The 24,127-nt window shown below is 64.5% G+C and carries 14 protein-coding genes; 10 read left to right on the forward strand and 4 right to left on the reverse strand.

Annotated features, from left to right (window positions below; all coding sequences use genetic code 11):
• Positions 1 to 144: 144 nt before the first annotated feature.
• Both ACLB1G_RS13205 and ACLB1G_RS13210 read left to right on the forward strand, forming a co-directional pair.
• Complete coding sequence (locus ACLB1G_RS13205; protein WP_491627764.1) at positions 145 to 3,309, forward strand: transglycosylase domain-containing protein; 3,165 nt, start codon at positions 145 to 147, stop codon at positions 3,307 to 3,309.
• Between the two features lie 112 nt (positions 3,310 to 3,421).
• Positions 3,422 to 4,783, forward strand: a complete 1,362-nt coding sequence (locus ACLB1G_RS13210) for a TAXI family TRAP transporter solute-binding subunit (protein ID WP_491627765.1) — start codon at positions 3,422 to 3,424, stop codon at positions 4,781 to 4,783.
• Positions 4,784 to 4,897: 114 nt separating this feature from the next.
• Here the strand turns inward: ACLB1G_RS13210 and ACLB1G_RS13215 are convergent, their stop codons facing one another.
• A complete protein-coding gene (locus ACLB1G_RS13215) occupies positions 4,898 to 5,356 on the reverse strand; it encodes a rhodanese-like domain-containing protein (protein ID WP_491627670.1) in 459 nt (152 codons plus the stop codon).
• 369 nt (positions 5,357 to 5,725) lie between these two features.
• Here ACLB1G_RS13215 and glnA point away from each other — a divergent pair, with 369 nt between their 5' ends.
• The 5 genes from glnA (at position 5,726) to corA (ending at position 11,585) form a co-directional block, all read left to right on the forward strand.
• The gene (glnA, locus tag ACLB1G_RS13220; protein ID WP_491627671.1) at positions 5,726 to 7,141 is read left to right on the forward strand and encodes a type I glutamate--ammonia ligase; all 1,416 of its coding nucleotides are present in this window, start codon (positions 5,726 to 5,728) and stop codon (positions 7,139 to 7,141) included.
• 101 nt (positions 7,142 to 7,242) lie between these two features.
• Positions 7,243 to 7,761 (forward strand): DUF4124 domain-containing protein, encoded by a 519-nt coding sequence (locus ACLB1G_RS13225; protein WP_491627672.1) that lies wholly within the window; start codon positions 7,243 to 7,245, stop codon positions 7,759 to 7,761.
• 9 nt (positions 7,762 to 7,770) lie between these two features.
• Positions 7,771 to 8,880, forward strand: a complete 1,110-nt coding sequence (glnL, locus tag ACLB1G_RS13230; protein WP_491627673.1) for a nitrogen regulation protein NR(II) — start codon at positions 7,771 to 7,773, stop codon at positions 8,878 to 8,880.
• Positions 8,881 to 8,950: 70 nt separating this feature from the next.
• The gene (gene ntrC, locus ACLB1G_RS13235) at positions 8,951 to 10,450 is read left to right on the forward strand and encodes a nitrogen regulation protein NR(I) (RefSeq protein ID WP_491627674.1); all 1,500 of its coding nucleotides are present in this window, start codon (positions 8,951 to 8,953) and stop codon (positions 10,448 to 10,450) included.
• 166 nt (positions 10,451 to 10,616) lie between these two features.
• Positions 10,617 to 11,585, forward strand: a complete 969-nt coding sequence (gene corA / locus ACLB1G_RS13240) for a magnesium/cobalt transporter CorA (protein ID WP_491627675.1) — start codon at positions 10,617 to 10,619, stop codon at positions 11,583 to 11,585.
• Here the strand turns inward: corA and ACLB1G_RS13245 are convergent.
• Entirely contained in the window at positions 11,582 to 13,225 is a 1,644-nt protein-coding gene (locus ACLB1G_RS13245; protein ID WP_491627676.1) for an NAD(P)/FAD-dependent oxidoreductase, read from the reverse strand. The genes corA and ACLB1G_RS13245 overlap by 4 nt on opposite strands.
• A gap of 384 nt (positions 13,226 to 13,609) precedes the next feature.
• Here ACLB1G_RS13245 and ACLB1G_RS13250 point away from each other — a divergent pair, with 384 nt between their 5' ends.
• Together ACLB1G_RS13250 and ACLB1G_RS13255 are read left to right on the forward strand one after the other, a co-directional pair.
• Positions 13,610 to 16,513, forward strand: a complete 2,904-nt coding sequence (locus ACLB1G_RS13250; RefSeq protein WP_491627677.1) for a TonB-dependent receptor plug domain-containing protein — start codon at positions 13,610 to 13,612, stop codon at positions 16,511 to 16,513.
• 536 nt (positions 16,514 to 17,049) lie between these two features.
• Entirely contained in the window at positions 17,050 to 19,830 is a 2,781-nt protein-coding gene (locus ACLB1G_RS13255) for a TonB-dependent receptor domain-containing protein (protein ID WP_491627678.1), read from the forward strand.
• Positions 19,831 to 19,906: 76 nt separating this feature from the next.
• Here ACLB1G_RS13255 and ACLB1G_RS13260 read toward each other — a convergent pair whose 3' ends face one another.
• Positions 19,907 to 21,193 (reverse strand): aspartyl/asparaginyl beta-hydroxylase domain-containing protein, encoded by a 1,287-nt coding sequence (locus ACLB1G_RS13260; RefSeq protein ID WP_491627679.1) that lies wholly within the window; start codon positions 21,191 to 21,193, stop codon positions 19,907 to 19,909.
• Between the two features lie 42 nt (positions 21,194 to 21,235).
• Entirely contained in the window at positions 21,236 to 21,961 is a 726-nt protein-coding gene (locus ACLB1G_RS13265; RefSeq protein ID WP_491627680.1) for a 16S rRNA (uracil(1498)-N(3))-methyltransferase, read from the reverse strand.
• A gap of 154 nt (positions 21,962 to 22,115) precedes the next feature.
• On the opposite strand from ACLB1G_RS13265, the gene tkt reads away from it, so the two are divergent.
• Complete coding sequence (gene tkt / locus ACLB1G_RS13270; RefSeq protein ID WP_491627681.1) at positions 22,116 to 24,110, forward strand: transketolase; 1,995 nt, start codon at positions 22,116 to 22,118, stop codon at positions 24,108 to 24,110.
• The last annotated feature ends 17 nt before the right edge of the window (positions 24,111 to 24,127 follow it).

Consider the following 24,127-nt stretch of genomic DNA (forward strand, 5'->3'; position numbering starts at 1 on the left):
CATATGTTAAGCAATCGACGTTTCCGCCGGCCCCGTATCGTGGCGCGCGCAGTGCGCAAATTGCGCGCCGGCGCCACCGCCATCGGCTTTAGCAAACGCCGCCACCTGCGCGCCGTGCCCGACTCCCCTCCCGCTCCTGACTCCATGCTGCCCGACGACGATAGTTCCGCCCACCTGGCGCACGCCCAGCCGGCGCCGCCGCCGCCATCCTCGCCCAAACGCGGCAAGCGTTCGCGCAATGCGCTGATCCTGGTGCTGCTGGTGGGCCTGTCCTTCGCCATCTACCTGGGCGTGCAGGAAACCCGCACGTCGGCGATGCAGGCGCGCTTCTTCCACGGCCTGGCAGGCAAGATGACGTGGAAAGTCGAGCCGGGGCCCAGCAAGGCCATCCGCTATCCCAAGGACAGCCCGTACGACGAGCGCCTGGGCTATGCCAACCTGCCCGATTACCTGTCCCGGCTGCAGGCGCGCGACTACGCCATCAGCGCCCAGTCGCGCTTCTCGCCCAAGCTGATGGAAGTGACCGACATGGGCGTGTTCACGCCTTACCGCGAAAAGACCAAGACCGGCCTGCACATCTACGATTGCCGCGCCCAGCCGCTGTTCACGGCCGCCTATCCGGAGCGCGTGTATGCGAAGTTCGAGCAGACCCCGCTGGCGCTGGTGCAAAGCCTGCTGTTCATCGAGAACCGCGAGCTGCTCGACAGCCAGCATCCCAAGCGCAATCCGGCCGTGGAGTGGGACCGCCTGAGCAAGGCCATCCTGGAAAAGACCGCCGCCGCCGTGGCCGGCAGCCACCGTCCGGCCGGCGGCAGCACGCTGGCCACCCAGATCGAGAAATACCGCCATTCGCCGGAAGGGCGCACCGCTTCCATGAAGGACAAGCTGCAGCAGATGGTGTCGGCCAGCCTGCGCTCCTACCAGGGCGGCGAGGACACCACCCGGGTGCGGCGCCAGATCGTGGTCGACTACCTCAACACGGTGCCGCTGTCGGCCAAGCCGGGCTACGGCGAGGTGAACGGCATAGGCGACGGCATGTGGGTCTGGTATGGCCGCGATTTCGACGAGGTCAAGCGCCTCCTGGGCGGCAAGATGGACCAGCCGGACAGCCCGATCGCCTTCAAGGAAGCGCTCAGCCTCCTGATCGCCCAGCGCCGCCCCAGCTACTACCTGGGCGACGGCGCCGAGGACCTGGAAGTGCTGGCCAACAGCCACTTGCGCCTGCTGGCGCAGAACAACATCATCACCCCGCAGTTGCGCGACGCGGCGCTGCGGGCCAAGCTGCATCCGGCCACCGGCAACGGCCTGTCGGCGGCGCCGCCGCAGACCTTCGTCGAGCGCAAGGCGTCCAACGCCATCCGCGTGCACTTGGCCAACCTGCTGGGCGACAACCGCATGTACAACCTGGACCGCCTGGACCTGACCGTCAACACCACCCTGGACGCCCAGACCCAGACCACGGTCACCCAGTTGCTGCGCGACCTGCGCGACCCCGAGGTGGCGCAAAAGGCCGGCCTGACCGGCAAGGGCATGCTGGGCAACGGCGATCCGGCCAACGTGGTGTACAGCTTCACCTTGCTGGAGAAGGGAGAGCAGACCAATTTGCTGCGCATCCAGACCGACAATTTCGACCAGCCGCTGGACATCAACGAGGGCGCCAAGCTGGACCTGGGTTCCACCGCCAAGCTGCGCACCCTGGTCAGCTACCTGGACATCATGGACCAGCTGCACAAGCGCCTGTCCGGCATGAACGCGGCGGAGCTGGCGGCGGTCAAGGTGGACGAGAAGGACCGCCTGACCCAGTGGGCCATCGAGTACTTCAAGGCGCTGCCGCTGGAGAAGGGCGGACGCGAGCTGACGCCCATGTTGAACGCGGCCATGGAGCGCAAGTATTCGGGCAATCCGGGCGAGGCCTTCTTCACCGGCGGCGGCCTGCACACCTTCGGCAACTTCTCCAAGGAAGACAACAGCAAGATCCTGACCGTGACCGAGGCCCTGCGCCATTCGACCAACCTGGTGTTCGTGCGCCTGATGCGCGACGTGGCGCGCTACTACATGTTCGAGACGCCCGGCTCCTCGGCCGCGCTGCTGGCCGACGCCGACGATCCGCGCCGGGCCCAGTACCTGGCGCGCTTCGCCGACAAGGAGGGCAAGCTGTACCTGGCGCGCTTCTACGCCAAGTACAAGGGCAAGCCGGCCAATGAGCTGGAAAACATCCTGGTCGACACCATACGTCCGACCCCCGTGCGGCTGGCCGTGATACACCGCATGCTGCATCCGGCCGCCAGTGAGCAGCAGTTCGGCGCCTTCCTGAACGCCAACCTGCCGTCGCAGAACGAGGTCGATGCGGAAAAGATCAGCAAGCTGTACGAGCAGTACGCGGTCGACAAGTGGAACCTGCCGGACCGCGGCTACCTGGCGCGCGTGCACCCGCTGGAGCTGTGGATGGTCGCCTACATGCTGAACCGCCCCAACGCCACCCTGGCGGAAATCACCAAGGCCAGCGAGCAGGAACGGCAGGAAGTGTATTCCTGGCTGTTCAAGACCCACCGCAAGCACGCCCAGGACCGCCGCATCGCCCAGCTGCTGGAGGTGGAAGCCTTCATGGAAATCCACAAGCAGTGGAAGAAGATGGGCTATCCCTTCGATTCGCTGACGCCGTCCTACGCCACCACCCTGGGCGCCTCGGCCGACCGTCCGGCGGCGCTGGCCGAGATGATGGGCATCATCGTCAACGGCGGCGTGCGCAAGGCCAGCCAGCGCGTCTCCAAACTGCACTTCGCCCAGGACACGCCGTATGACACCGTGGTCACGCGCGCCAAGGCCGCCAATAACGAACAGGTGATCGCGCCGGAAGTGGCGCGCGTGGTGGCCGATGCGATACGCGGCGTGGTCTCTGACGGCACCGCCAAGCGGGTCAAGGCCGCCTTCGTGAAGGCCGACGGCACCATCATCCCGGTGGGCGGCAAGACCGGCACCGGCGACCAGCGCTTCGACGTGTATGGCGGCGGCGGGCGGCTGATCGAGTCGCGCTATGTGAACCGCTCGGCGACTTTCGTGTTCAACATCGGCGAGCGCTTCTTCGGCAGCATGACGGCTTATGTGCACGGGCCGGAATCGAAGAACTACGACTTCACCAGCGCACTGCCGGTGCAGCTGCTGACGGTGCTGGCGCCCACCCTGATGCCGCTGATCGAGCAGGATGGCGTGCATCCGGTCAAGCCGGTGGCGGTGGCGGCGATGACCGGCTATGGGACCAATGCGGGCGCCAGGGCGCCGGCAGCGGACATGTCGGCCTGCGCCCGCTGACCCCGCGCTCCCGCTGCGGCGGGGGCGGCGCCGCGCTTGCGGTGCCACTTACCCTTGCATAGTCGTTCATTTGTTGGCAATGTATCAGCCCATGAAAGCTATGCGCCACCACATGAAGAAAATCCTCAAGTTCACCCGCTTCTCGATCCGGGACCTGATCGTAGCGGCCGGTCCCACCGTGCTGGCGATAGCCGCCGTGTGCGTGCTGGCCTACATCCTGGTCGATCCGGCGCCGCCGCGCACGGTGCGGCTGGGCACCGGCCAGGAAAACAGCGCCTACGAGGAATTCGGCAAGAAGTACGCGGCCGCCTTGGCCAAACATGGCGTCAAGGTGACCCTGGTGCCGTCCGCCGGGTCGTCGGAAAACCTGCGCCGCCTGCGGGCCGGCGAAGTCGACCTGGCCTTCGTGCAGAGCGGTTCCACCAACGAGGAGGCGGCCGACCGCGAAGGCCTGCAATCGCTCGGCAGTTTATTCACCGAGCCGCTCTGGCTGTTCCTGCGCGAGGACAAGCAGCATCCGCCCATTACCCAGCTGTCCCAACTGCGCGGCAAGAAGATCAATTTTGGTCCCAAGGGTTCCGGTTCGCCGCGCTTGTTCAATCAAATCCTGGAGCTGAACGGCGTCGAGAAAGGGGAGGTGGAGCGCTATTCGCTGGCCAACACCCCGGCCACGGTGGAACTGCTGGAGGGCCGCCTCGACGGCCTGGTATTCACTTCGGCGCCGGAAGCGCCGCTGATCCAGATGCTGCTGCAGACGCCGGGCATCAAGCTGTTCGACTTCAGCCAGTCGGAAGCCTACGCCCGCAAGCTGCCCTTCCTGACCCACGTGGTGCTGCCGCGCGGGATCGTCGACCTGGGGCGCGACATTCCTTCCCACGATTCGCAGCTGATCGCGCCCACCGCCACCCTGGTGGCGCGCGAGGATGTGCACACGGCCCTGGTCGAGCTGTTCGTGCAGGCTGCCAGCGCCATCCACGGCGGTGCCGGCTGGTTCCAGCAACAGGGCCAGTTCCCGTCCGCCAGGTACACGGAAATCCCGGTGGCGCCGGAGGCGGCCAAGTTCTACAAGGACGGCCCGCCCTTCCTGCAGCGCTACATGACCTTCTGGCTGGCCAATTTCTTCGACCGCATGTGGGTGCTGGTGGTGGCGCTGGGCGCGCTGATCCTGCCGCTGTCGAAAGTGGTGCCGCCGCTGTACGTGTGGCGCATCCGCTCGCGCGTTTACCGCTGGTACGGCCAGCTGCGCACGGTGGAGCAGAAGGTGGAGACGGCGCCGCCAGGCCAGCGCATGCAGGTTTACCAGGCCCAGCTCAAGCGGCTGGACGAGATCGAGGACCTGGTCAACCAGATCTCCATCCCGCTATCGTTCGCGGATGGTCTGTACGGCTTGCGCAGCCACATACAGTTCGTGCGCAAGCGCATCCTGTTCCTGATGAACGAGGCCTCACCGCCGGGCGACGCCGTGCCCGTCTAGCGAGGCAGCCTTACAGAGGCTGCTTCACACCGGGCAGGGCGAGGCGCAGCGACGAAGGCAGTGCGCCTGCACGGCGAGGAGCTGCAACGACGCCCTGGGCGGTGTGACGCAGCCTCAGGCCCCGGTCCAGGGCAATCCCGCCTTGCACCAGCCATTCACATTCTTGCGGTGGCCCTGTTCATCCTTGTCGCCTTCGAAACCTTCGAGGATGTCGTAGCAGTGCTGGTAGCCGTGCTCGCTGGCCAGCTTGGCTGCACCACGCGAGCGCACGCCGGAGCGGCACAGGAACAGCAGCACTTGGTCCTTGCGCGCAATGGCGTTCAATTCCTCGATAAAACCATGGTTGGCGATGCCGCCCGGATAAGTATTCCACTGGACCGCACCATGCTGGGTCTCCGGGATGGTGACCCGTCCGACCCAGTCGCGCTCGGCATTGGTGCGCACGTCGATCAGCTTCACATGGGGATCCGCCTGCAGCAATTCCAACGCTTCCCGGGGCGTCACCGCTCCCTGGTAAGCCCAATCCTTGTTCCGCGCCCGGGCCGTGCGGAGGAGGTCGTCTGCGGTGTTCATAGCATTGTTCCGAGAAAGGTAATGAGTTTATTATAGATGCCGGACGATCCAGGCGCCGTTGGTTGCACTATTAAGGTGCATTTTTGTGACATTTCTCAAAAATGAACCAAAATAGTGCAATAAGCGCAAAATGCACCAATGTAGTGCTATTTCGATCTGTGGCAAATTGGTGCATCTAGGTAACATGATAGATTTTAGTGCCAGTTGGCAGCAGGTTCAAAGATGCTTGCTTCATAAGCTCATGCGTTCCCCGCTGGCACGATTAGTGCTTCAGGAATGTCAGAGTTTCGGTCGCACTGAATTTGGGGACGTGCAGCAATATCCGCCGCAGTTGGTCGGCTCACCCACACATTCCTTTAGGAGATACGCATGGCAATAACCGCCGCAGAAGTCTTGAAAATGGTCAAAGACAACGAAGTGAAATTCGTTGATTTCCGCTTTGCCGATACCCGTGGTAAAGAGCAGCACGTCACCGTGCCTGTGTCGGCATTCGACATCGACAAATTCGAGTCTGGCCACGCCTTCGACGGCTCCTCCATCGCCGGCTGGAAAGGCATCGAGGCTTCGGACATGATACTGCTGCCGGACCCCAACACTGCCCGCATCGACCCGTTCATGGAAGAAACCACCCTGTTCATGCAGTGTGACGTGATCGAACCGGCCGACGGCAAGGGCTATGACCGCGACCCGCGCTCCATCGCCAAGCGCGCCGAGGCCTACCTGAAAGCCACCGGCATCGGCGACACCGCCTACTTCGGCCCGGAACCCGAATTCTTCATCTTCGACAGCGTGCGCTGGAAGATCGACATGTCGGGCTGCTTCGTGAAAGTGGACTCCGACGAAGCTTCCTGGTCGACCGACAAGGAAATCGAAGGCGGCAACAGCGGCCACCGTCCGACCGTCAAGGGCGGCTACTTCCCGGTTCCCCCGGTCGACAGCTTCCAGGACATGCGTTCGGAAATGTGCCTGATCCTGGAATCGCTGGGCATCCCTGTTGAAGTGCACCACCACGAAGTGGCCGGCGCCGGCCAGAATGAAATCGGCACCAAGTTCTCGACCCTGGTCGAGCGCGCCGACTGGACCCAGAACCTGAAATACGTGGTGCACAACGTGGCCCACAGCTACGGCAAAACCGCCACCTTCATGCCGAAACCCATCGTGGGCGACAACGGTTCGGGCATGCACGTGCACCAGTCGATCTGGAAAGACGGCTCCAACCTGTTCGCCGGCGACGGCTATGCCGGCCTGTCGGAAACCGCCCTGTACTACATCGGCGGCATCATCAAGCACGCCAAGGCCCTGAACGCCATCACCAACCCCGGCACCAACTCGTACAAGCGCCTGGTGCCCGGCTTCGAAGCCCCGGTGAAACTGGCTTACTCGGCCAAGAACCGTTCCGCCTCGATCCGCATCCCGCACGTGGCGAACCCCAAAGGCCGCCGCATCGAGACCCGTTTCCCGGATCCCCTGGCCAACGTGTACCTGTGCTTCGCCGCCCTGCTGATGGCCGGCCTGGACGGTATCCAGAACAAGATCCACCCGGGCGAAGCCGCTTCCAAGGACCTGTACCACCTGCCGCCGGAAGAAGACGCACTGATCCCGACCGTGTGCGCTTCGCTGGAAGAAGCCCTGGACAACCTGAACAAGGACCGCGAGTTCCTGACCCGCGGCGGCGTGTTCACCGACTCCATGATCGATGCCTACATCGAACTGAAAATGCAGGATGTGCAGCGCATGCGCATGACCACCCACCCGGCGGAATTCGACATGTACTACTCGCTGTAATGGCAGCGCGCCGGCTTGCAGCAGCGGCGCCCGCCTGAAGGCAGAAACGCGAGGCGAGCGCAGGCTTTCCTCGCGTTTTGTTTTGGATGGTATATTGGGACATGACCACCCGCACCAGATTTTGTTTCAGCGCCGTCCTGCTCGTGGCCGGCGCGGCCCAGGCCCAGGGGCAGATTTTCCTGTGTGTCGATGCCCAGGGCCGCAAGGAGTTGACCGACACGGCGCGTCCGGCTGCGCAATGCCGCGTGCTCGACGTGCCCGGCGCGCAGATACCGGCCCCGCCCAGGCGCGTGGCGCCGGCCAGGTCGGGCGCCGCTGCTTCCGGCGCCGCTGCGGCCACGCCCGGCGTGGCGACGCCCGGCAGTTTTCCCCGCGTGGACAGCGCCGAGCAGCGCGCCCGCGACGCCGACCGCCGCGCCATCCTGGACGAGGAACTGCGCAGCGAACTGCAGAAGCTGGCCGCCCTCAGGCTGGAATACAACAATGGCCAGCCGGAGCGCCGCGGCGACGAACACAACTACGCCAAATACCAGGAGCGGACGGCCGCTTTGCGCGACAACATCAGCCGTTCGGAAAAAAACGTCGACGCCCTGAAACGGGAAATCGCCAACATCAAGTGAGTATGCGACATGAGTTTAGTGAGTAATATCGCGGCGCGCGCCGCCGCGTTCGCGCGGCCTCAGGCCCTGGCCGGGCTGGAGCTGCTGGCCTCGGCCGTGGTGCTGGTCGATGGCGAAGGCAAGATCAGCTACGTCAACGCGGCGGCCGAGAACCTGCTGGAAAACTCGGTCAAGGCCCTGCTGCGCAGCAGGCTGTCGTCCCATTTCCTCAATCCCGAGGAACTGGAACACATCTGCGCCCAGGCCCGCGCCCACAAGTTTTCCGACCTGCGCCAGGACCTGGCGCTGGAGCGCGCCGGGCGCGAGCCGCTGCACGTGCACAGCATCGTCTCGGCGCTGGAGGAACCGGCCGACAGCGTGCTGATCGAGCTGCGCGAGAACCAGCAGCACCTCAAGCTGGACCGCGAGGAGCGCATCCTGGACCAGAGCCAGGTCAACAAGGAGCTGATACGCAACCTGGCGCACGAGATCAAGAACCCGCTGGGCGGCATCCGCGGCGCGGCTCAGCTGCTGGAAATGGAGCTGCCGCCGCTGCACGTGCAGCAGCTGCGCGAATACACCCAGGTCATCATCAAGGAGGCGGACCGCCTGCAGACCCTGGTGGACCGCCTGCTGGCGCCGCACCGCCGCCCGCACATCGTGGGCGACGTCAACATCCACGAAGTGCTGGAGCGGGTGCGCAGCCTGATGCTGGCCGAGTTCCCGGCCGGCCTTACCATCCTGCGCGACTACGACGCCTCCATCCCCGAATTCCGGGGCGACAAGGAGCAGCTGATCCAGACCGTGCTCAACATCGCCCACAACGCGGCCCAGGCCCTGGCCGCGCGCATCGAGGCCGGCGACGCCGAGATCGTGTTCAAGACCCGGGTGGCGCGCCAGGTCACCCTGGCCAAGGTCCGCTACGGGCTGGCATTAGACTTGCATATCATCGACAATGGACCGGGTATCGCACCCCAGATCCGCGACCGTATCTTCTACCCGCTGGTGTCGGGACGGGAGGGCGGCAGCGGCCTGGGACTGACTCTGGCGCAGACCTTCGTGCAGCAGCACATGGGCGTGATCGAGTGCGAGAGCCGGCCTGGATATACGGATTTCAGGATACTGCTGCCCTTGCCATAAGCGGGGGCGGGCAGCGACTGTTCGCCGTGTCCCTGACAGACGATCCATATTGCGGGATAGATCAAAACACATGAAGCCAATCTGGATAGTAGACGACGACGAATCGATACGCTGGGTACTGGAAAAAGCGCTGGCCCGGGAAAACCTGGCCACCAAGAGTTTTGCCAACGCGCGCGACGCCATCGCCGCGCTGGAGTTTGAAACGCCGCAGGTGCTGGTGTCCGACATCCGGATGCCGGGCGACTCCGGCCTCGACCTGCTGCAGCTGGTGAAGTCGCGCTTCCCCGGCCTGCCGGTCATCATCATCACTGCCTTCTCCGACCTGGACTCGGCCGTCGCGGCCTTCCAGGGCGGCGCCTTCGAATACCTGGCCAAGCCGTTCGACATCGACAAGGCCGTCGAGCTGATACGGCGCGCCCTGGACGAGAGCCTGCGCGAGACCAGCGTCGAATCCGGCCCGGCCGAGACCCCGGAAATCCTGGGCCAGGCGCCGGCCATGCAGGAAGTGTTCCGCGCCATCGGCCGGCTGTCGCAATCGAACGTGACGGTGCTGATCACCGGCGAGTCCGGCACCGGCAAGGAACTGGTGGCGCGCGCCCTGCACAAGCACAGCCCGCGCGCTTCGCAGCCCTTCATCGCGCTCAACACGGCCGCCATCCCCAAGGATTTGCTGGAATCGGAATTGTTCGGCCATGAGCGCGGCGCCTTCACCGGCGCCCAGACCACGCGCCGCGGCCGCTTCGAGCAGGCCGAGAACGGCACCCTGTTCCTGGACGAGATCGGTGACATGCCGTTCGACCTGCAGACCCGCTTGCTGCGGGTGCTGTCGGACGGGCATTTCTACCGGGTCGGCGGCCACCAGCCGCTCAAGGCCAATGTGCGCGTGATCACCGCCACCCACCAGAACCTGGAATTGCGCGTACGCGAAGGCCTGTTCCGCGAGGACTTGTACCACCGCCTGAACGTGATCCGCCTGCGCCTGCCCAGTTTGAGGGAAAGGCGCGAGGATATCCCCATTTTGGTGCGCCACTTCCTGCTGCAAAGCGCCAAGCAGCTGGGCGTGGAAGCCAAGCGCATGAGCGACTCGGCCCTGCAGTTCCTGTGCAGCCTGGAGTTGCCCGGCAACGTGCGCCAGCTGGAAAACCTGTGCAACTGGATTACCGTGATGGCGCCCGGCCAGACCGTGGAAATCAAGGACTTGCCGCTGGAGCTGACCCAGGAGCAGGCGGGCGGCACGCCCTCGCTGTCGGCGCCGCAATCCGCGCCGGACAACTACAACGGCCTGCAGCACCACGGCACGGTCACCGCGGTGGCGGCGCCGGAACCGGCGCCAGCCTCGCCGGACGCCTGGCTGGGCCTGCTGGAAGCCCAGGCCGCCAGCATGCTGAGCGGCGGCCAGCAGGAAGTGATGGCGGTATTGGGGCGGCAGTTCGAATCGGCCTTGATACGTACGGCGCTCAAGCACACCCACGGCCGCAAGAACGACGCCGCCGTGCGCCTGGGCATAGGGCGCAATACGATTACGCGCAAGATTGCGGAGCTAGGCATCGACGGCGCCAAGGACGACTAGCGCCCGCTTCACCGCGAGCATGGCGTCGTTGCGGCGCCTCGCCGTGCAGCCGCACTGTCTTCGGCGCCGCGCCTAGCCCTGCTCGCGGTGAGGCAGGCGCTCATAAAAGCTTGGCTTAAGGTAAGCTCCTGACTATTGCAGTATTGCTAGTCAGGAGCTTTTCCATATGTTGATCAATTGCGTCGCCTACCAGGACGGCCAGAAGCTGGCCGATATCCCCGTTGCCGACATCAGCGACTACGTGGCCCGTCCCGGGTGCTTCGTGTGGGTGGCCCTGCGCGATCCGCTGCCGGGCGAACTGGCCGAGATGCAGGACGAATTCTGCCTGCATGAACTGGCCGTGGAGGATGCCCAGCGCGGCCACCAGCGTCCCAAGATAGAGGAATACGGCGACTCCCTGTTCGTGGTGGTGAAAACCGTGGAAATGGTGGAGGGCCAGCCCGTGGTGGGCGAAGTCGACATCTTCGTCGGCAGGAACTATGTGCTGTCCTCGCGCGACGGCCACAGCACCCAGGGCTTCCTGTGCGTGCGCAAGCGCGCCGAGCAGGAGCCGGACATGCTGCGCCTGGGCCCGGCCTTCGTGCTGTACGCCCTGATGGACGCCGTGGTGGACCGCTATTTCCCCGTGGTCGACGAACTGGAGCTGGAACTGGAGCGCATCGAGGAACTGATCTTCATCCAGGGCGCCCAGCGCGACAACATCCAGCGCCTTTACGAACTCAAGCGCAAAGCCACCATGGTGCGCCACGCCGTGGCGCCGCTGACCGAGGCCGTGGGACGCCTGCACGGCGGCCGCGTGCCCGCCCTGTGCAGCAATACCCAGGAATACTTCCGCGACGTCCACGACCACCTTTACCGCATCAATGGCGCGCTGGACACCATACGCGACACCATCAGCACCGCGATCCAGGTCAACCTGTCCATGGTGGCCATCGAGGAGAGCGAAGTGAACAAGCGGCTGGCGGCCTGGGCCGCCATTTTCGCCATCTGCACGGCGTTTGCCGGGATCTGGGGCATGAACTTCAAGGTCATGCCCGAGCTGGAGTGGAAGTACGGCTATCCGATGGCGCTGTGCGTGATGGTGGCGGTGTGTCTATACCTGCATCACCGCTTCAAGAAAGCAGGCTGGCTCTAGGTTTTTTTCAGCTGGGCCACGATGTCCAGCGCCACGGCTTCCGCCACCTTGATGCCGTCCACGCCGGCCGACAGGATGCCGCCCGCGTAGCCGGCGCCTTCGCCGGCCGGGTACAGGCCGCGCGTGTTCAGGCTTTGCAGGGTGTCGTCGCGGCGCTTGATGCGGATCGGCGAGGAAGTGCGGGTTTCCAGGCCGGTCAGCACGGCGTCATGCTTGAAGTAGCCCGGCACCTGCTTGTCGAAGGCCGGGAAGGCTTCGCGCAGGGCGGTGACGGCGAATTCCGGCAGGATTTGCGCCAGGTCGGTCAGGTGCACGCCCGGCTTGAAGGAGGGCACCACGCTGCCGAAGGCGGTCGAGGCCTTGCCGGCCACGAAGTCGCCCATCAGCTGGCCCGGCGCGTTGTAGGTGCCGCCGCCCAGCACAAAGGCTTTTTCCTCCAGCTCGCGCTGCAGCGCCACCCCGGCCAGCGGGTGGCCCGGATAGTCGGTGGCCGGATCGATATTGACCACGATGGCGCTGTTGGCGTTGCGCTCGTTGCGCGAGTACTGGCTCATGCCGTTGGTGACCACCCGGCCCGGCTCGGAGGCGGCCGCCACCACGGTGCCGCCCGGGCACATGCAGAAGCTGTACACGGCCCGCCCGTTGCTGGCGTGGTGCACCAGCTTGTAGTCGGCCGCGCCCAGGATGGGATGGCCGGCGCTGGGGCCGAAACGGGCCTTGTCGATCAGCGATTGCGGGTGTTCGACGCGGAAGCCGATCGAGAATGGCTTGGCTTCCACGTACACGCCGCGCTGGTGCAGCATCTCGAAGGTGTCGCGCGCGCTGTGGCCGACCGCCAGCACCACGTGGCTGGCCGCGATTTTCTCGCCGCTGGCCAGGGTCAGGCCGCGCAGCTGGCGCCCGTCCGGACCGTCTTCCACGTCGATATCGACCACCTTGGTCTCGAAGCGGTATTCGCCGCCCATGGCGGTGATGCGCTCGCGCAGCTCCTGCACCATTTTCACCAGGCGGAAGGTGCCGATGTGCGGCTTGCTGACGTAAATGATTTCCTCCGGCGCGCCGGCCTGCACGAACTCGGTCAGCACCTTGCGGCCGTAATGCCTGGGGTCCTTGATCTGGCTGTACAGCTTGCCATCGGAAAAAGTGCCGGCGCCGCCTTCGCCATATTGCACATTGGATTCCGGGTTCAGCTTGCGCTGGCGCCAGAAGCCGAAGGTGTCCACGGTGCGCTCGCGCACCGGCTTGCCGCGCTCCAGGATCAGCGGCTTCAAGCCCATCTGGGCCAGGATCAGGGCGGCAAACAGGCCGCAGGGGCCGGTGCCGATGACCACCGGGCGCGGCAGGCGTTCGGCGCCGGCCAGTTCCTCGGCCGTGGCCACGAAGTGGTAGGAAGTGTCGGGGGCCGGCATCAGGTGGTGGTCGTGGTGGCGGCGCGCCAGCAGCGCCGCTTCATCCTGGACTTCCACATCCAGCGAATAAATGAGCACGATGGCCGATTTCTTGCGGGCGTCGTAACTGCGCTTGTAGACCGTGAAACCGATCAGCTGCTCGGACGGGATGTCCAGGCGCACCAAAATGGCAGCCCGCAAATCGGTCTCGGCATGGTCCAAAGGCAATTTCAATTCATTCAGTCGTAGCATGATTTTTCCTGATGAAGGCGGCCGGTCACAACGCCGGCAGACCCATAACCCACTATTTTAACCCCTTCCTTGCCTAATTTTATTTGTCTTGACCTTTCCGTCCATCATGGTGCGTTTCTGCACCGGAAAACAGAATTTGCTCATTGATGCACCGTTGTGGTGCGTTTTGATTTATTTCTGTTGTTTCTATGTTGAATGATCAGGCTTCACTTATTGACAAGGAACAACGCCAAATGGTCTGATAGCCGACGTCAGTAGATCTCGCATGCCACTCAAGAGGTGGCTGTGACAGGGGAGCTCGACCGATCAACGACATATAAAAACTTACCCAGCGCCTGACTTTGAGCAGCAGGCAACAATAAGTATCCTCTACACGGAGAACCCATGTATCAACGAAGCAAGATAGCAATTGCAGTGGCCGTGGCCCTGAATTCGATGTCTGCGTATGCCCAGGTGTCGGCTGATACCAGCACCAGCACCACCGCAGCCGCACCGCAGCGCGTCGAAATTACCGGCTCGCGCATCCGCCAGGTCGACCTGGAAACCTCGCAACCGGTCACCAAGATCACCGCCGAGCAAATCCAGGCTACCGGTGTCGTGACGGTCGGCGACCTGCTGAACCAGATGACCACCTCCGGCACCCCGGCGTTCAGCAAGGGCTCGGTCCTGACCTCGAACCGCGAACAGGGCGGCCAGTACCTCGACATGCGCAACCTGGGCGCCAAGCGCCTGCTGGTGCTGGTCAACGGCAAGCGCTGGACCCAGTCCGTCGACGGCTACACCGACATGTCCACCGTGCCTTCCTCGATGATCGACCACGTCGACATCCTGAAAGACGGCGCCTCCGCGATCTACGGCTCGGACGCTATCGCCGGCGTGGTCAACATCGTCCTGAAGAAATCCATGGAAGGCGGCCAGGTCAGCGTGTACTCCGGCCGCAACGAGAAGGGCGATGGCCAGGCGCGCGACCTGTCGCTGTCCTACGGCGCCTCGAACGAAGTCGGCTCGCTGATGTTCGGCCTGACCCACACCCAGACCGAACCGGTATGGGCCAAGGATCGCGAAATCACCGCCACCACCTATGGTCCCAACCACCTGAATTCGGGCTTCGGCACCAGCCCCTGGGGCCGTATCCGCAACGTGAGCGCCACCGGCGCCGCCTCGGGCATGAACCAGATTCTGAAACACACCGGCAGCTACAACGGCGACGGCGTGGGCCAGAGCTCGCGCAACCCGGCCAACTATCAAGCATACACCGGCGCGGACGCCGACACCTTCAACTCGTCCAGCCAGATGATGTTCCAGTCGGGCTCCAAGCTGGACTCGATGTTCACCAAGGGCGAACTGAACCTGCCGTGGGGCCTGCATTTCGCCAGCACCGCGATGTTGGCTGAGCGTACCTCCAGCCGCCAGATCGCCGGCTACCCGCTGAACTCGCTGACCCAGTCGAAATACCCGGTGTACATCGACAAGGATAGCTACTACAACCCGTACGGCAACCAGGTTGCCGGCGCCGGCAAGGGCGTGGACCTGTTCTTCTACCGCCGCACCATCGAAGTGCCGCGTGTGACCGAGAACAAGAACCAGACCGTGCACGTGGACGCCACCCTGGACGGCGCCTTCAACATCAAGGGCAGCGAGTGGACCTGGGATGTGGGCTTCAACCACAGCGCCATCACCGGCACCACCCTCAGCACCGGCAACCTGAACCTGCTGAACCTGAAGAAAGCCGTGGGCCCGTCCTTCCTGAACGCCAACGGCGTGGTGCAGTGCGGTACCGCCGCCTCGCCGATCCCGCTGGCCGAATGCACCCCGTGGGATATCCTGGGCGGCCCGTCGGCCTCCAACTCGGCTGCGCTGGCTTACGTGATGTCGACCGGCCAGAGCACCTATGGCAGCACCGTGAACTCGTGGACCGCCAACCTGAGCGGTTCGGTCCTGAAACTGCCCGCAGGCGACGTCGGCGTGGCTGGCGGCCTGGAGCACCGCAAGGTGAGCGGTTATGACCGTCCGGGCCAGTTCGAGCAATCGGGCTACTCGACCGACCTGGCTGGCAATGCCACCTTCGGCGCCTACACCGTCAAGGAAGCTTACCTGGAAGCCAACATCCCTGTGCTGAAGGACAAGCCCTTCGCCAAGATGCTGAGCCTGGACTTCGCCAGCCGCTACTCGGACTACAGCAACTTCGGCAGCACCACCAACAACAAGGCCAGCTTCCAGTGGAAGCCGCACAACGACGCGCTGTTCCGCGGTACCTACGCTGAAGGCTTCCGCGCTCCGACCGTGGGCGACACCTTCGGCGGCGGTTCGCAGTCCTACGACTCCTACCTGGACCCGTGCGACAGCGCATGGGGCGAAGCTGCCAAGAACGCTACCGTCAAGGCGCGTTGCACGGCCGCAGGCGTTCCTGTGACCTTCCGTCAGGTGAACCAGGCCGGTACTGCCGTGCCGGCAGGCGGCGCGCAATCGCCGACCCCGTTCAATACCGGCGCGGGTAACGATTCGCTGACCCCGGAAACCGCCAAGACCCGCACCCTGGGCCTGGTGTACAACCCGTCGTTCCTGCCGGGCGCCAGCGTGGCCCTGGACTGGTACAAGATCCAGGTGGACAACCGCATCACCGCTGTCTCGGCCACCTACGTCATCAACCAGTGCGTGGTGCAAGGCGTGCAGTCGTTCTGCGACAAGTTCAAGCGTGACCCGCTGACCGGCCAGATCGTGACCCTGTCGCGCGGCAACGCCAACCTGGGCCAGCTGTCGACCGAAGGCGTGGACCTGGCGCTGAACTACCGCTTCGCGAAATCGAAGTATGGCCAGTTCGCCTTGCGTTCGGAAAACTCCTACGTTGCTTCTTACAAGATCAAGAGCACCGCGACCTCGGACTGGGTTGGCTATGCCGGCGAGTACGGCATCTACCGCCTGAAGTCCAATGTCAGCCTGGATTGGAAGCAGGGTAACTGGAGCTCGACCTTCACCAGCCGCTACTACAGCTCGGTGAAAGGCAACTGCTGGAGCTCGACCGTGGAATGCTCGAACCCGAACGATACCGCCAGCTGGGGTACCGGCTACAACAAGGTGGGCGCCGTGGTGTACAGCGACCTGAGCGTGGGCTACAAGACCCCGTGGAAGGGCCAGATCGTGGTTGGTTCGAACAACATCTTCAACCGCAAACCGCGCGTGGTCCTGGATGCGGGCAGCGCCTACGGCGGCCCGTCGTCGTCGTCGTCGGTCAACCCCGACCTGCCGATCGACCGCTTCTTCTACGCACGCTACAACCAGTCCTTCTAATCGGCACAGCCCTTCGGGGCCTGATTGGATAGCCTGAAACCCGCCGGCCTGTACCGGCGGGTTTTTTCATTTCCGATGCCAATCAAGTGTTGTGCAAATGCGACTAGCTGAAATGGTGCAAGCCACGGCAAGCCCGCAGCCATGCGGTGTGCATGGCCGGAAGGCGGTCATGGCCGCTGTGTGCGCCCCTGCAATGTAAATGCGGAAATCCGCACAATTTATCTCTAGAGCAATCTATAACGTTGCAATTACAGAAATTATCCCGTGCACCGTTTTTGACCGCGCGCATGTCCAAAACGGGGCGGCGAGAATATTTACATTTGAATACCTTCTCCGTGATTGACAGCGAGTTAACTGGAATGTTTCCATAGATCCAGCGCCATGGCCATGGACATAAAAAAACATATGGATCAACAATCACACCCAAGGAACTAGCAATGATCACGGAAAGAATATTGTCGCGTTCCATCCGCCTGATATGTATGGGCGGCATGGCGCTGGGAATGGCTGCGCACGCTCAAGAGGCGGAGCAGGCCATGCAGAAAGTGGAAGTGACCGGTTCGCGCATTCCCAGCCTCAGCACGGAAGGGGCGAGCCCGGTGACCGTCCTGAGCGCAAAGGACATCAAGATCGATGGCATGCGCAACGTCGAGGACATGCTGAACAACCTGCCGCAGGTGTTTGCCGGCCAGGGCGCCGCCATTTCGAATGGCGCCTCGGGCACGGCCAGCGTGGGCCTGCGCGGCCTGGGCGCCGACCGCACCCTGGTGCTGGTGAACGGCAAGCGCATGCCTGCCGGCAGCGTCAGCAGCACCGCGGCCGACCTGAATGAAATCCCGACCGCCCTGATCAAGCGGGTCGACATCCTGACCGGCGGCGCTGGCGCCGTGTACGGCGCTGGCGCCGTGGCCGGGGTGGTCAACTTCATCCTGAAGGACAACTTCGAGGGCGTGGAGGTGCAGCTGAACCAGACCGGCCACAACCACGACCAGCACAGCACCGCGATCGCCAATGCGGTGGCCGCGCGCAACTACGCGCTGCCCGGCGACGCCAAGTTCGATGGCAAGGTCAAGGATGTCAACGTCCTGATCGGCGGTAACTTCGACGGCGGCAAGGGCAACGCCACCGCCTTCTTCACCTACAAGGAAGCCGATGCCCTGACCCAGGCCCAGCGCGACTTCACGGCCTGTTCGCTGACCTCGTCCAACACGGCCTTCTCGTGCTCCGGTTCCGGCACCAACGCCAATGGCCGCGTGAACGGCTTCACGGCCGCCGACGCGGCCGGCAACGTGCGCGCCTACACCGCCGCCGACGCCTACAACTTCGGCCCCATCAACTACCTGCAGCGGCCGTCGCAGACCTATGGCTTCAACGCCCAGGCCCACTACGACATCAACGAGAAGGTGCGCCTGTACCAGGAATTCAACTTCCACAATTACTCGACCGACGCGCAAATCGCCGCCGGCGGTATCTTCTACGGCCAGCAAGCCGTGCTCAGCTATGACAATCCGCTGCTGACCCAGGCCTGGAAAACCGCGCTGGGCATCACCCCGACCAATTCCGTCACGGCCTCGGTCGGCAAGCGCAACGTCGAAGGCGGTCCGCGCGTCGATTCCATCAGCGATTCGTCCTACCGCGAGGTGCTGGGCGTCAAGGGTGACCTGGGCAACTGGACCTACGACGTGTTTGGCCAGTTCGCCCGCGTCAACCACTCGCAGCACCAGAACGGCTACTTCTCGGTGGCCAAGATCAGCAAGGCGCTGGACGTGATCACTGATCCCGCCACCGGCCAGCCGGCCTGCCGCTCGTACGTGAACAAGACCGATCTCAACTGCGTCCCCTACGACCTGTACCACGTCGGCGGCGTGACCAAGGCCGCGCTGGACTACCTGTCGGTGTCCGGCCTGGTGCAGGGCTACACCCAGCAGATCGTGTATGGCGGCAGCATCGGTTCCGACCTCAGTGCCTACGGCGTCAAGAGCCCGTGGAGCGATGCCGGCGTGGGCGTGTCGTTCGGCCTCGAACACCGCTCGGAGAAGCTGGTCTATCAGCCCGACGAGGAAAACATTTCGGGCGACCTGTCCGGTTCGGGCGGCGCCGCACCGACCCTGACGGGCGGCTATTCGGTCAAGGAAATGTATGGCGAATTCAAGCTGCCGATCGCCGACAAGAAATTCCTCGTGCAGTCGCTGGACTTGAGCGGGTCCTACCGCCACTCGGACTACAGCACTGGCAAGAAGACCAACACCTACGGTATCGGTGTCGACTGGGCGCCCATCCAGCAGGCACGCCTGCGCGCCAGCTACCAGCGCGCCGTGCGCGCACCGACCATCCAGGACCTGTACAACCCGCAATCGGTGGGCAATGGCGGTCCTTCGGATGATCCCTGCGCCGGCGCCACGCCGGAGTACTCGGCAGCCGAATGCGCCCGCACCGGTGTGTCGGCATCGCAGTATGGCAAAATCGAGGCGAACTCGGCCAACCAGTACCACTCGCAGACCGGCGGCAACCCCAACGTGGCGCCTGAAGAAGCCGATACCTACACCTTCGGTATCGTGCTCAATCCTGTGCGCGACCTGACGCTGACCGTCGACTACTTCAAGATCGACATCAACAACACCATCAGCAGCGTCGATCCTGGCATCGCCCTGACCCAGTGCGCCAAGACCGGCAATCCGGTGTTCTGCAACCTGATCCACCGCGACAGCCTGGGCAGCCTGTGGCTGACCAATGACGGCTATATCCAGAACACTACCGCCAACATCGGCTCGGTGGGCACCAGCGGCCTGGACTTCGGCGCCAGCTACCGCCTGCGCCTGCCGGCCAACTACGGCGTGCTGGACTTCAAGCTGGATGGCACCCTGTTGAAATCGCTGACGGTGGAAAACGTGCCCGGCCTGGGCGAGTATGACTGCAAGGGCTATTTCGGCGCCTCCTGCGGCACCCCGAACCCGACCTGGCGCCACAAGTTCCGCACCACCTGGACCACGCCCTGGAAGTTCGACACTTCGCTCACCTGGCGCCACATGAACTCGGTGCTGAACGACGCGCTCAATTCGAGCGAGCTGCTGTCCGGTACGGTCAACCAGATCGAATCGCGCCTGGGTGCGCGCGACTACATCGACCTGAACGTGAACTACCAGCTGAACAAGAAAATCTCGCTCAGCGCCGGTGTCAACAACCTGTTCGACCGCGATCCGCCGATCGCTTCGACCAACGCCACCGCAGCAGCCGGTTCGGCCAACGGCAACACCTATCCCCAGGTGTACGACTCGACCGGCCGTTACATCTATCTGAACCTGACGGCCCGTTTCTAGGCCTGTAGCAAAGGCGGGCCCGTGGGCCCGCCTGCATTGCCGTGTAGATTTTGGCGGGCCTGCGGGCCCGCCTTTTTTATAGCCCGTAGCCGCCGTCGCCGCCGCGGAAGCGGTTGATGCCTTCGGTCATGGCGGTGATCAAGCGCCGCTCGGCCGCGCTCAGGGCCGGGTGCCAGATGTCGAAGATCAGGATCACGCGCAGCTTGTCGCTGTCGTTCCAGGCTTCGTGCTCGATGGTGTCGTCGAACACCCAGGCCTGGCCCGGCGCCCACTGGCGGGTCTCGTTGCCGACCCGGAAGCCGCAGCCTGGCGGCACGATCAGCGGCAAATGGCACACCAGGCGCGCGTTGCTGACCCCGGTGTGCGGCGGGATACGCGTCTTGGGCTTGAGCAGCGAGAACATGGCGCTGGGCGTGCGGCCCGGCTGGTCCGGCTGCGGCGCCGTGCCCAGCAGGGCCATGGTGGCCGGGCATTGCACGGCGTGGCCGGCCACGGTGGCGCCATCCTTGATCAAATGCCAGGCGCTCCAGCGTGGCGAGTTGTTCAGTTCGGCGAACTGGTTGTGCGGCACGTCGTCCGGATAGGTGAGGTAGGGCGTGAAGCCTTCCTCGCGCGCCAGCACTTGCAGGAATTCCTCGCGCACGGCATCGGTGCCGGCCTCGAAGGCGTCCAGCCAGGGAAAATCTGCGCGCTCGAAGAAGGGCACGGGCAGCAGGCCGGGATAGTGGTACATCATGGATTGCGACTCGTAGCGCCGCTTGCGGCCCAGCATGATGTCGACCGACTCGCGGAAGCGGCCCAGCTGTTCGCCCTGCAGCTCGGCATAGTGCGGCGCCAGGAAATCGTCGAGGAAGGCGCCGTAGCGCTGCTGGTAGGCGCCCCGGTATTGCATGGCGTGGCTGACGGCCGGCCGCAGCTCGGGCGCTAGCTGGGCCGGCGGCGGCGCCACGCTGGCCACGGCGCCGTACACCCCGGCCGCCTCGTGGCTGCGGCCTTGGCGCTCCAGCAGATTGGCGCGCAGGATCAGGCCCAGCAGGTCGCTGGGATCGGCCGTCAGGGCGCCGGTCAGGGCCGCTTCCTCGCCGGCCTCGTCGCGCAGGCCCTGGCACACCAGGGCCAGCTGCACCCAGTGCTGCGGCTGCCGGGGGGCGGCACGCACCAGGCGCTCGAACAGCTGGCGCGCCGTGGCCAGATCGCCGTATTTGAAGGCGCGCTTGCCCAGCGCATTGAGGGCGCGCTCGTGGCCGGGGGCCAGCTCCAGCAGGCGCGCCCACAGGCGGGCGGCGTCGTCTTCGCGGCCAGCCTGGGCGGTCTGGATGGCAATGGCTTCCAGGGCGGCGATATCAGTGGGAGCGATGGGCATGGTGTCCTGTTCTAAAGTGATGGCCCTCGCAGCGGGAGCAAGTTACATGCCGCCCCAGTGGGCGTTCAGGATGGCCAGCGCCGCCAGGCCGGCGGTTTCGGTGCGCAGGATGCGCGGTCCCATGGACAGGGCCAGGGCGCCGTGCGCCAGCGCCAGGTCTTCCTCCTCACGGGTCAGGCCGCCTTCGGGGCCGATCACCAGGGTCAGGGCCTGGGGCGGCTGGTGGCGGGCCCAGTCGGCCAGCGACTGCTCCGCGCGCGGGCTGAGGATGACGCGCTTGTGCAAGTCCTGCTGGCCTATCCACTGGTGGTAATCCTGCGGCGGCGCCAGCCGGGCCAGGCGGTTGCGCCCGCTCTGCTCGGAGGCCGAGACGATGATGCCCTGCCAGTGCCCCAGCTTTTTCCCGGCGCGCTCGGCATTCAGGCGCACCACGCAGCGCTGCGCGGCCAGCGGCTGTATCCCGGCCACGCCCAGTTCCACCGCCTTTTCCACTATCCAGTCCATCTTGCTGGCCTCCGGCAGGGCCTGGGCCAGGGTGATGGCGTACGGTGTTTCCGCCTCGCGCGGGTGATGGACCTTGACCTCGGCGCTGGCGCTGCGCTTGCCCAGCTGGACCAGGGTGGCGCTGTATTCGCCGCCTTCGCCGTTGAACAGGGTGACCAGGTCGCCCTCTGCCAGGCGCAGGACCTGGACATGGTGGGCGACGGTCTCGGGCAGGGCGGCGATCTGGCCGACGGCTAGCGGACCGGGATGGTAAAAACGCGGCATATCTATATGGCAAGAGGGTGAGGGGAAAGCGCCAATTTTAATGGCAGCACTGGGCCTCTGGTAAAATAGTTGGTTCTGCAGCCAGGCGCAGCCCCTACCGCCGCTTGCTCCCCGTTTCCATACTCAGTTACCAAACTTCTGTGATAGAACGACCATGACCTCTACGCTCCCCACCACCCAAATGGCTAACGCGATCCGCGCGCTGGCGATGGACGCCGTCCAGAAGGCCAATTCCGGCCACCCCGGCATGCCCATGGGCATGGCCGAGATCGCTGTTGCCCTGTGGAGCGGACACTACCGCCACAATCCGGCCAATCCGAAATGGCCCAACCGCGACCGCTTCCTGCTGTCCAACGGCCACGGCTCCATGCTGCACTATGCTCTGCTGCACCTGAGCGGCTACGCCGTCACCATGGACGACATCCGCGACTTCCGCCAGCTGCACTCCAAGACCCCGGGCCACCCGGAAGTGGACATCACCCCCGGCGTGGAAACCACCACCGGCCCGCTGGGCCAGGGCATCGCCAACGCTGTCGGCATGGCGCTGGCCGAGTACCTGCTGGCGGCCGAGTTCAACAAGCCGGGCCTGGACGTGGTCGACCATTACACTTACGCTTTCCTGGGCGACGGCTGCCTGATGGAAGGCATCTCGCATGAAGTGTGCTCGCTGGCCGGCACCCTGGGCCTGAAGAAGCTGATCGCCCTGTACGACGACAACGGCATCTCGATCGACGGCAAGGTGGAAGGCTGGTTCACCGACGACACCCCGAAACGCTTCGAATCCTACGGCTGGAACGTGATACGCGCCGTGGATGGCCATGACGTGGCCGCCGTGGCCGCCGCCATCGCCGCCGCCAAGCAATCCGACAAGCCGACCCTGATCTGCTGCAAGACCATCATCGGCAAGGGCTCGCCCAACCTGCAAGGCGGCGACAAGGTGCACGGCGCCGCCCTGGGCGACAAGGAAATCGCCGCCGTCCGCGAATACATAGGCTGGAGCGCGGCCCCGTTCGAGATCCCGGCCGACATCTACAGCGCCTGGGACGGCAAGGCCGCCGGCGCCGCCCATGAAGCCGAGTGGAGCGCCAAGTTCGCCGAATACAGCGCCAAGTACCCGGCCGAAGCGGCCGAGCTGAGCCGCCGCATGGCCGGCGAGCTGCCCGCCAATTTCGAGTCCACCCTGGCCGCCGCCATTGCCGCCACCGTGGAGAAGAAGGAAACCATCGCCACCCGCAAGGCCAGCCAGAACGCCATCCAGGCCCTGGCCCCGGTGCTGCCGGAATTCCTGGGCGGCTCGGCCGACCTGACCGGCTCCAACCTGACCAACTGGAAGGAATCGGTCAACCTGCGTTCCGGCAAGACCGGCAACCACATCAACTACGGCGTGCGCGAGTTCGGCATGAGCGCCATCATGAACGGCATCGCCCTGCACGGCGGCTACATCCCGTTCGGCGCCACCTTCCTGACCTTCTCCGATTACAGCCGCAACGCCCTGCGCATGGCCGCGCTGATGAAGCAGCGCTCCATCTTCGTGTTCACCCATGACTCCATCGGCCTGGGCGAGGACGGCCCGACCCACCAGTCGGTCGAGCACGTATCCTCGCTGCGCCTGATCCCCAACCTGGACAACTGGCGTCCGGCCGACACCACCGAGTCCATGGTGGCCTGGGGCGAGGCGGTCAAGCGCAAGAACGGTCCTTCCAGCCTGATCTTCTCGCGCCAGAACCTGCCTTACCAGGAGCGCGACGAGGCCACCGTGGCCAATATCGCCCGCGGCGGCTATGTGCTGAACGACGTGGCCGAAGCCCAGGCCATCCTGATTGCCACCGGTTCCGAAGTCGAGCTGGCCGTGGCCGCCGCCTCGGCCCTGAACGCCGAAGGCATCAAGGTGCGCGTGGTATCCATGCCGTCGACCGAGGTGTTCGACCGCCAGGACGCCGCCTACAAGGCCAGCGTGCTCACCAAGGGAGTACCGCGCGTGGCCATCGAAGCCGGCGTGACCGACTTCTGGTACAAGTACGTCGGCCTGGAAGGCGCCGTGGTCGGTATCGACACCTTTGGCGAGTCGGCCCCGGCCGGCGTGCTGTTCAAGCACTTCGGCTTCACGGTTGAAAATGTTGTCGCAAAAGTCAAATCGGTGATTGCTTAATCTATAATCGCTGCTAC

Source organism: Duganella kummerowiae (genome assembly GCF_053572355.1).

What these genes read in the sequence shown, in the direction of transcription:
- tkt (WP_491627681.1), top strand. Translation starts at nt 22,116, where the DNA reads ATGACCTCTACGCTCCCCACCACCCAAATGGCTAACGCGATCCGCGCG.
- ntrC (WP_491627674.1), top strand. Translation starts at nt 8,951, where the DNA reads ATGAAGCCAATCTGGATAGTAGACGACGACGAATCGATACGCTGGGTA.
- glnL (WP_491627673.1), top strand. Translation starts at nt 7,771, where the DNA reads ATGAGTTTAGTGAGTAATATCGCGGCGCGCGCCGCCGCGTTCGCGCGG.
- ACLB1G_RS13215 (WP_491627670.1), bottom strand. Translation starts at nt 5,356, where the DNA reads ATGAACACCGCAGACGACCTCCTCCGCACGGCCCGGGCGCGGAACAAG.
- ACLB1G_RS13260 (WP_491627679.1), bottom strand. Translation starts at nt 21,193, where the DNA reads ATGCCCATCGCTCCCACTGATATCGCCGCCCTGGAAGCCATTGCCATC.
- ACLB1G_RS13225 (WP_491627672.1), top strand. Translation starts at nt 7,243, where the DNA reads ATGACCACCCGCACCAGATTTTGTTTCAGCGCCGTCCTGCTCGTGGCC.
- corA (WP_491627675.1), top strand. Translation starts at nt 10,617, where the DNA reads ATGTTGATCAATTGCGTCGCCTACCAGGACGGCCAGAAGCTGGCCGAT.
- ACLB1G_RS13205 (WP_491627764.1), top strand. Translation starts at nt 145, where the DNA reads ATGCTGCCCGACGACGATAGTTCCGCCCACCTGGCGCACGCCCAGCCG.
- ACLB1G_RS13245 (WP_491627676.1), bottom strand. Translation starts at nt 13,225, where the DNA reads ATGCTACGACTGAATGAATTGAAATTGCCTTTGGACCATGCCGAGACC.
- ACLB1G_RS13265 (WP_491627680.1), bottom strand. Translation starts at nt 21,961, where the DNA reads ATGCCGCGTTTTTACCATCCCGGTCCGCTAGCCGTCGGCCAGATCGCC.
- glnA (WP_491627671.1), top strand. Translation starts at nt 5,726, where the DNA reads ATGGCAATAACCGCCGCAGAAGTCTTGAAAATGGTCAAAGACAACGAA.
- ACLB1G_RS13250 (WP_491627677.1), top strand. Translation starts at nt 13,610, where the DNA reads ATGTATCAACGAAGCAAGATAGCAATTGCAGTGGCCGTGGCCCTGAAT.
- ACLB1G_RS13210 (WP_491627765.1), top strand. Translation starts at nt 3,422, where the DNA reads ATGAAGAAAATCCTCAAGTTCACCCGCTTCTCGATCCGGGACCTGATC.
- ACLB1G_RS13255 (WP_491627678.1), top strand. Translation starts at nt 17,050, where the DNA reads ATGCAGAAAGTGGAAGTGACCGGTTCGCGCATTCCCAGCCTCAGCACG.